The sequence below is a fragment of the Streptomyces sp. NPDC048507 genome (assembly GCF_043199995.1).
In the GTDB taxonomy this organism is placed as follows: domain Bacteria; phylum Actinomycetota; class Actinomycetes; order Streptomycetales; family Streptomycetaceae; genus Streptomyces.
The window spans coordinates 146441-152266 of the sequence record NZ_JBICWZ010000014.1; the positions used below are offsets into that span (position 1 = coordinate 146441).

Annotated in this window: 4 protein-coding genes and 3 pseudogenes; 4 read left to right on the forward strand and 3 right to left on the reverse strand. The window is 70.6% G+C overall.

The genetic code is table 11. The features are described from left to right. The first annotated feature begins 327 nt into the window (after positions 1-327). The 4 genes and pseudogenes from ACGFXC_RS30245 (at position 328) to ACGFXC_RS30260 (ending at position 2722) form a co-directional block, all read left to right on the forward strand. Positions 328-594 carry a hypothetical protein gene (locus ACGFXC_RS30245; RefSeq protein ID WP_393718048.1) on the forward strand — a complete coding sequence of 89 codons (267 nt, stop codon included), beginning with the start codon at positions 328-330 and terminating at the stop codon, positions 592-594. A 156-nt stretch (positions 595-750) separates the two neighbouring features. Then, positions 751-891: a hypothetical protein gene (locus tag ACGFXC_RS30250; protein WP_393718049.1), complete on the forward strand. Its 141-nt coding sequence runs from the start codon at positions 751-753 to the stop codon at positions 889-891. Further along, a pseudogene (locus tag ACGFXC_RS30255) lies at positions 858-1337 on the forward strand (DNA polymerase III subunit alpha); the annotation flags it as partial. The gene ACGFXC_RS30250 and the pseudogene ACGFXC_RS30255, both read left to right, overlap by 34 nt. 11 nt (positions 1338-1348) lie before the next feature. Continuing rightward, positions 1349-2722, forward strand: a complete 1374-nt coding sequence (locus ACGFXC_RS30260) for a membrane-associated oxidoreductase (RefSeq protein WP_393718050.1) — start codon at positions 1349-1351, stop codon at positions 2720-2722. Positions 2723-4279: 1557 nt separating this feature from the next. On the opposite strand, the pseudogene ACGFXC_RS30265 reads toward ACGFXC_RS30260, so the two are convergent. From ACGFXC_RS30265 to ACGFXC_RS30275, 3 genes and pseudogenes are all read right to left on the reverse strand, one after another. Beyond that, positions 4280-4738, reverse strand: a pseudogene (locus tag ACGFXC_RS30265) (HNH endonuclease family protein); the annotation flags it as partial. 373 nt (positions 4739-5111) lie between these two features. After that, positions 5112-5456, reverse strand: a complete 345-nt coding sequence (locus ACGFXC_RS30270) for a hypothetical protein (RefSeq protein WP_393718051.1) — start codon at positions 5454-5456, stop codon at positions 5112-5114. Positions 5457-5595: 139 nt separating this feature from the next. After that, positions 5596-5826: pseudogene (locus ACGFXC_RS30275) on the reverse strand (hypothetical protein); the annotation flags it as partial.

The following is a 5826-nucleotide window of genomic DNA, read 5'->3' on the forward strand; positions in this document are numbered from 1 at the left end:
GGCGGCGGGCGGGTGCGCCATGTGCGGGTGACCCCCCCCCCACCGGGCGGGGGGCCCTCTGCGAAACGGGGGGGGGGGGGTTGGGCACCCCCCCCCCCCCCCCCCCCCGGGGGGGGCGCGCCGCGCGCCCCCCGACAGGTGCCCGTATGAGGGGGCGAGAGCCGGAAGGCCACGGCGCGCAGGCCTCGTCGGGGCGGCCTCCTCGGGGCGGCCGGACGTGCGCCACTCGCGGTACATCGGAGGTGGCCGGAGTGCGTCACGGGCGTGCGCGCCGACCGGAGGTGCTAGAGAGGGGGAGTCAATTCGTCCGGTAATAGGAGGTAAGTAATGCGTGCTCGCATCGTCCGCTCCGTGACCGTCCTGGGTGCCGCCGTGGTTCTGGGTCTGGGTGGCGCCACCATGGCCGCCGCGGATGGCGTCGGCAACTCCGGGATCGGGAACCACGGCGTCGGCAACGCCGGGGTCGCCAACAACGGTGTCGGCAACGCCGGAGCCTTCAACTGGGGACTGGGCAACGCCGGCCTCGGCAACACCGGTATCGGCAGCTCGGGCATCGGTAACACCGGTATCGGCAGCTCGGGCATCGGCAACTGACACTCCCCCCGGGCCCGCTGTCGTACCGCGCACCGGGGAAGCGGGCCTCCCCCCCCGTGACCTGCCGGGGGACTGCTCCGGGCGCAGCGTGGTCGTGCGGCCCACCGGGCGCAGTCGGCCGGTGTGGTCGTGGCGGCCCAGGACCAGGAGCGCCGGGTGGGTCGGGGTGCCGGTGATCGCGCCGAGTACGAGGCGTACTTCCTCGCGGTCACCCGGGTCGTCGCCGGCGTCCGCGCGATGGGCATCCGGATCGCCGCCCGCGGGTCCGGGGCGCGCTCGCCGAGCTGCCCGAGCTGAAGCAGCTCGCCGCCGAGGCCGATACGTTCGGGCCGTTGTGGGAGCCGGCCGAAGGCCTCGACGGCCTGCCGCGCGGGATCGCGATGCACCCCTGCGGGGTGATCCTCTCCAACGCGACACTGCTGGACCGGCTGCCCGTGCAGCCGACACCGGGCGGCTACCCGATGGTCCAGGCCGACAAGGAGGACGTCGAGGACCTCGGCCTGCTCAAGCTCGACGTACTCGGAGTGCGGATGCGGTCCGCGATGGCCCACGCCGTCAAGGAGGTCCAGCGGACCACCGGTCGGCGGATCGACCTCGACAACCCCGACCACGTCCCCCTCGGCGACCCCGGCGCCTTCGACCTGATCAGGGCATCCGACACCGTCGGCATGTTCCAGCTGGAGTCGCCCGGCCAGCAGGACCTCGTCGGCCGGCTCCAGCCCCGCAGGCAGCTGGCGGATGTAGCGTCCCGTATGTGGAAATCGCTGACCTGACCCCTCTCGAATCCCGCATCCGGCATGCCTTCGCACGGGGCGAAGCGGTCGACGTGCGCCCGGAACACGGGGCCCCGCGTTCTCCAGACGTCGCCGCGGGGCCATCCGTGCGCGCTGCGGTGCTGCGCGGACTGTTGCTCTCCGGCCCAGTTGAGGACGGCGAGATACCCGCGCTGTGCCTGCGCGGGGTGACGATCACAGGCCGACTGGACCTGGCGTACGCGGAGATCCCGTATCCGATCCAGCTCATGGCCTGCGACTTCGAGAACACACCCGATCTGAGCGAAGCGCGCGTACGCCGACTGGACTTGCGCGCGTCCAGGCTGCCCGCGCTCACCGCGCCAGGCCTGCGCGTCGAGGGCGACCTCCTCCTCGCCGACTGCCAGGTGTCCGGCCCGATCCAACTGGGGTACGCCCGCGTCGAGGGCAACATCAATGCCCCGCGCCTGATGGCGCAAGGCGAGGTCGTACTTGAGGCGGCCCAGGTGGCTCGTGCCCTCGACCTCGAGGATGCCCGGCTGCACAACCCGCAAGCCTTGGCTCTCAACGCGCCTAGCCTCAGCCTCGGCACCGTCCTCAACGCGGGTGGCCTCAGAGCCGAGGGCAGGGTCCGACTCACCGGCACCAAGGCAGGCGGCTGGATCTCCTTCATCGAAGCACGGCTTTACAATCCCGGAGGAGTCGCGCTGGGCCTCAGCAGCTGCGAAGCCCGCCAGCTCACCCTCCGCGACGCAGAGCCCATCAAGGGCGAGGTCAGACTGCACCACTCCACCTTCAAAGCGATCGAGGCCGATCCGAAGGTGTGGCCCGACGCGGTCCGGCTGGAGGGACTGGTCTACGAGTCGCTCTCGCCCCGGCTGCCCGCAGCCCAGCGGCTGCCCCTGCTCGAGCACGACCAGGACGGCTTCGTACCGCACAGCTACCAACAACTCGCGCACACCTACCGCGGTGCGGGCGAGGACGGCGAGGCACGGACCGTGCTGCTCGTGGCACAGCGCAGACACCGCCGGACCCTGCCGTGGCCCGCGAGGCTGTGGGGACACATCCAGGACGTGACCGTCGGCTACGGCTTCCGGCCCGCCCGCGCGGTGGCCTGGCTACTGGCACTGCTGTTGGTTGGCACCGTCACCTACGGCCTCCACGAACCACCACGAGCCGAACCGGGCAAGGGGCCGCAATTCAACGCCCTCGCCTACGCGGCGGACCTGCTACTGCCGGTCATCGACTTCGGCCAGGAGAAGACTTTCGCGCCCACCGGCGTCCACCAGTGGCTCGCCTATCTTCTGGTCGCGGCGGGATGGGTCTTCGCCACGACCGTCGCGGCCGGCGTCACGCGTAGCCTCAAGCGTCAGTAGCCAGGACGGCACAGAGGTCCGCCCGAAGGGCCAGCTCGCTCCAGGATCGGAGTCACTGGTGCCGTTAACAGGCCAGCCCTGCTGCCGCTACGGAGTCGGCTCGAACTCCCTCTGCGTCCCGTGCCGCAGCGCAATCCAGCAGGCCCAGCAAAAGCCCCACTCCGGATCCTGACCACCCCGGCTTTCGCGGTCCGGCTCTGCCCGCACGTTGTTCGTGGAACGGCGCGAGCGTGACTACCGCGCGCCGCGTCGCCCCTGTCCCGGCCGCCCAAGGTCCTCGTCCGCACGCCGGTACGGCTCGCCGTCTGGCGTGCGGTGCGGCTGGGCCGCCGGCACTGTCAGTGGCAGGGGCGAAACCGTCCTCGACGGCCAAGGGGCCGCTGAGGCAGAGCGAGGGGCAGAGCCATGCAGAACTACCGCGTGCGATGGGTACGGGCACAGGGCGACCGCCGGATGGTTCCCGGAGTCAGCTACGACTTGCCGAGCGCGGAAGACCGCCGGGCGGAGCGGCAGGCGGACGGGGGGACGGACATCGTGATCGTCCCGGTGAAACCCGGCCAGTAGAAGGTCCGGCGGCAGCTCAGCATTAGCGTGAAGCAGGCTGCGGTGCCGGGCTCGCCCCCGCGGGTTGTCCTGGGAACCGCCGGCTCGGGCCGCGAGTACGGCCGACAGGGCGTCGGTACCCGCTCTCACCCCGGTGACGCGGCTGGTCAGTGCAATCCGATCCGGTCGCAGGACATTGACTTATTCATGCCATAAAGCCGATCTCATGATCAAAAATCCGAGTTGAGCGCTCTTCTGGAAGAAGAGAACGCCTGTATTTACGGCCATTATCATAGCCATTACTTTCAGCATAAGCGGCGCGACTCCAAGCAGCGCAGCCTCTGGCTATTCGCCGTGGAAGTTCTTCAGCAGTGGCCCTGGAGGTCCGAGCGCCGATTTCTGCGTAACCTCCAAGGGAAACAGTCTGGCGGACGGTACACACCTCACTCTCTGGCCATGCACTGGCGATCCGTTGCAGGACTGGGTCTCCTGGACCGGCGACTACGCCTCAGTTTGGAATTTCTCGGCTAAAAAACGCGTTGTGCACCTTGGCTTAACCGGGAACAGAAATGCTCTATCGAGCAGTCATCCGGGTGAAATAATTCCGGAACCGGAGCGATTGTTTTCGCACCTGGCCTCAGGGCAGGCCAAGCAGACAAAGTGCAACAATTTGCCTTAATCCAAGCTGCTGTGTGAAATTCTGAGAAAAGCGCTGCTCGGAATTCATCCTCGCGCCCGTCAGGCGCGCGACGGCACCGACTGGGGTCCAGACAACTGAGCCTCGATACGGGCGCCCTGGCGTGCTTGCAGGTCCGGCGGCAGCTCGGGATCAGCGTGAAGCAAACTGCGGGACCGCACCCCGGCCGGTGCTCCTTCGTAAGTAGCCGCTCTACGCGATGGGTGGACGGCCTCTCAGCGACAGGTCTGCCCGGCGGCAACCACAACCGGCACGAGCCTCCGCCCGTGGGACCGGCGTCCCTACGGCCGCTACGGGGCAAGGGTGAACTCCACCGTCCACTCCGCGCCGTACCGGCACAGGGCTTCCCCCGACGGCGGCAGCCACTCCGCGGGGTCCTAGTTCGCCTTCTCCCGGTTCGAGCGCGCCGTCACCGCGACCAGGGATGCCTCCTGGCCGAAGTCATTCGCGTACGCCTCCCGCCGAGCCGCCGTCCACGCCGAGGCCCCGGAGTCCCAGGCCTCGGCAAGGGGGACCATGTGGTCGATGTCGAGCGCGCCGGCCGGGCTCACCTCCCGCTCGTTGTAGTACGACCACCACACACCCCCGGTCAGGGTGCAGCCGGGCCCGACTTCCGGCGCCACCACCGCTTCCGCGATCAGCACCTCTGCGCGGGTGTTACAGCCGTCCGCCGGATCGGCGCCCGCGTTCCAATGCCGGAACGCGGTCCGCTGGTAGCCAGACCGGCCCTCCACCGCGACCCGAAGCGCGGACATCGCGACCCCGACCGGCACCATCTGCGGCACCACGCCAGCCGCACGCGCGGCCCCGGGCCCGGCTGCTGGAGCTGGGGTGGCGGTGGCGGGCAGGGACAGCGCCCTCCAGCCCGGGAAGGTGATCAGCAGGCCCGGCGTGGGCCAGCCTGCTGGCGGCGTTCAGCACACCGGTGCGGCGGCAAGCTCTCCAAATTCGCACAACGAACGGGCGTCCCGCAGTCCGCGCAGCGAAGCATGCCCGTCCGCAGCCACTCCTCGTACTCCTCGTCGGTCATGGGACCTTCACCTCCCCGGGGCCGGGACTACCGCCGCTCGCGCCGATCCCGCGTAACCACCAGGCCGCGCCGAGCACTGCCGGGCACGGTCCCGCCGGCTCCGAGCAGAGGGTGCCTGTTCACGGGCAGGCTCCCGTCGTCGGCACGTCGTCGGCCGCAGGGGCTGGGTCCTGAAGAAGGATCCGGCCGGCGGCGGCGACCCGCAAGGCCAGGGACCGGTACGCGCCCGGATGCGCCGCGAAGCCCGCACACACCGCCCCCGGCCCGCCACCCCGGCCCGCTCCGGTCTCGTGACACACGAGGTGCCCTTCGTCGGCCAGACACTCGGCAACCAGCCGGGCGAGCTGGCCCGGCGCGAGCCCGCCCTTGCCGCGGGGCCGGAAGTCACAGGTTCCGCACCGCTCGGCGACAACCCGCACCCGGCCCGCGACAGGGTCGGCGACGGGCACCTCGCCGATCGTCACCGTCCGCACCCCCCACGCCCCGCGAGGAGGCACCTCCGGCCGGCAACCGTCGGTCCCCGGTGTGTGCCTGGGGCAGATCGCAGCGCTCGTCCATGACGTTCATCCTGCCGTGGCGGACAGCCACCCCGCAGCTGTACGCCTACAGGCCCAGGCTGTACGGGCTCCAGCCGCCGAGGCGGGCCAGCAGGGTGAGCGCGGCGCGCTCGTTCACGCCGAGCGCGGCCGCCGCCTGAGCCGTGGTCACATCCGCGCGGGTGCCTCGGGCCGCCCAGTAGCCGACCCGTTCCGCGGTGACCTCCAGCCGGCGGGCCGCGCGCACCGCGGCCACCGGGGACGTCTTCGTCAGCCGGTCGATCTCCGCCTCCAGCCG